This window comes from Streptococcus sp. 477, assembly GCF_013277295.1.
In the GTDB taxonomy this organism is placed as follows: Bacteria; Bacillota; Bacilli; order Lactobacillales; family Streptococcaceae; genus Streptococcus; species Streptococcus pseudopneumoniae.
On the sequence record NZ_VMMQ01000032.1, the window covers coordinates 1 to 1,923 of the forward strand.

The following is a 1,923-nucleotide window of genomic DNA, read 5'->3' on the forward strand; positions in this document are numbered from 1 at the left end:
GATATAATCCCGACTTTATCACTTAATTCTCCGCCGACCTTACTTAATCCCTTGGTACATCTGGATTTTCCGACTATTTTTCAACTTTTTGTTTGTTGTATATAATTATGTATGCTATAATAGAGTATGGCATTTATTAAAACAACAACCAACAAAGAAGGGCGTACTCATGTCTATCTTGTGGAGGGATATCGAAAAGATGGAAAAGTCAGACAGCGTATTTTGAAAAAATATGGTCTCTTAGATGAACTAGAGGTAGAGGAACCTGATATCTTAGAACGTTTGAAACGTGAGGCAAAGGAAGGTCTACTAACAGAACCTCAATTCTTTCAAGTAAGCTATGACCTACTGGCTCCTATGAATGAGGTGGATCAGTCCTATGGTTGGATGGTCTTGGATAACCTGTTTGAAGAGTTAAAACTAACCGAGTTTCTAAAGACAGTGAAATCGAAATCAGAGTACGATTTGGCTCAAGTTTTAAAACTATTAGTTTTTCAGAGAGTCCTCAATCCAGATAGTAAGTTATCTACTTATGCTTCTCAAGTAAACTTATTTGGTCATTGGGAAATAAGCCTCAACGCTATTTATCGTTCGTTAGATAAGTTGGATACCTTGAAAGAAAAACTTCTGCTTCATCTTCATAAAGAAGTGAGTCGCATGACCAAGCGTGAAGCACGTTTAGTTTTCTACGATGTAACGAACTACTACTTTGAAACAGATATCCCCGATGAGACGGTTGTTTCAGTTGATGGTGAAATTCTAAAAGAAGGACTAAGAAGGCGAGGTCCTAGTAAGGAACATCGTCCCAAACCCATTGTCCAATTAGGATTATTTATGGATACGAATGGAATTCCCATCAGTTATAAGTTATTTAGAGGAAATCAAACAGATCCTATTACCTATCTTCCAGCTGTTGAGGAAGTTAAAAAACAGTTTGGAATTGAGCGTATTGTGGTGGTGGCCGATAAGGCTATGAATAGCTCTTACAATATTTCTGAGATGATTCATCAAAAAGATGGATGGCTCTTCTCCCAGAAGCATCGTGGACGGCGTGGCGCCTCAAAGGAGCTACAAACACAAATTCTAAATCCAAACGATTGGCAATTTAATAAGGAGTTGACCTTCGCAAAGAAGTCCTATCTACGTGAACGCAAGCTGGGAACGAAGAAGGATTCTCCACTTGTCAAAGAGAAAGTTCTGATTACTTGGTCTAAGAAATACGCTGATCGAGAACGGATTCGTCGGGAAGGTGCTTTAGAATATGCCAGCCAACTAACCAATGCGGAACTCTTTCGACAGACCAGTAAAAAAGGAGGCAAGAAATATCTAGACCTCCACTATCTGGATGAAAAAACAGGGGAACTAAAGCCTTTTTCCCCACTTGTTACCATTGACCATGAGCAGGTTGATTTTGATGCTCAGTTTGATGGTGTGAATGTTCTTGTAACAAGTGAAGTTGGAATGACAGATGAAGAGATGTTGGAGGCTTATAAAGAGTTAGCTAAGATTGAGGATTGCTTCCGCATCACGAAGACAGAGCTTGAAAGTAGACCTGTTTATGTATGGACAGAAAATCATATACAGGCACATTTTTTGACTTGTTTTATCGCTTTAATTCATCTTCGACTCCTCCAACATCAAATTAATTGGAAGATGAGTCCAAGGAGAATCGCTAATGCTCTCAACAGTGCCAAAGCAACTAGGTTACAAGATAATTACTATAGACTACAAGAAAGTCCAGATATGCAGCTACTAAATAGATTATTGGGCATGGAATGGAACAAAGGGTTCGTGAAGTTTGAAGAACTCAAAAATTACGCCAAAGCTCCATATACAACACCTAAACGAGATTAAAGAACAGCGAAATCCCTTGTGGCGCAAGGGGGTAGCTGCCCTTTTGTATTTTTTAAGTGATAAAGTCGG

Annotated in this window: 1 protein-coding gene; it reads left to right on the forward strand. The window is 39.0% G+C overall.

The window, feature by feature from the left end; genetic code table 11:
* The first annotated feature begins 126 nt into the window (after positions 1-126).
* On the forward strand, positions 127-1,854 hold the full coding sequence (locus tag HT691_RS05060; protein WP_000874118.1) for an IS1634 family transposase: 1,728 nt from the start codon (positions 127-129) through the stop codon (positions 1,852-1,854).
* The last annotated feature ends 69 nt before the right edge of the window (positions 1,855-1,923 follow it).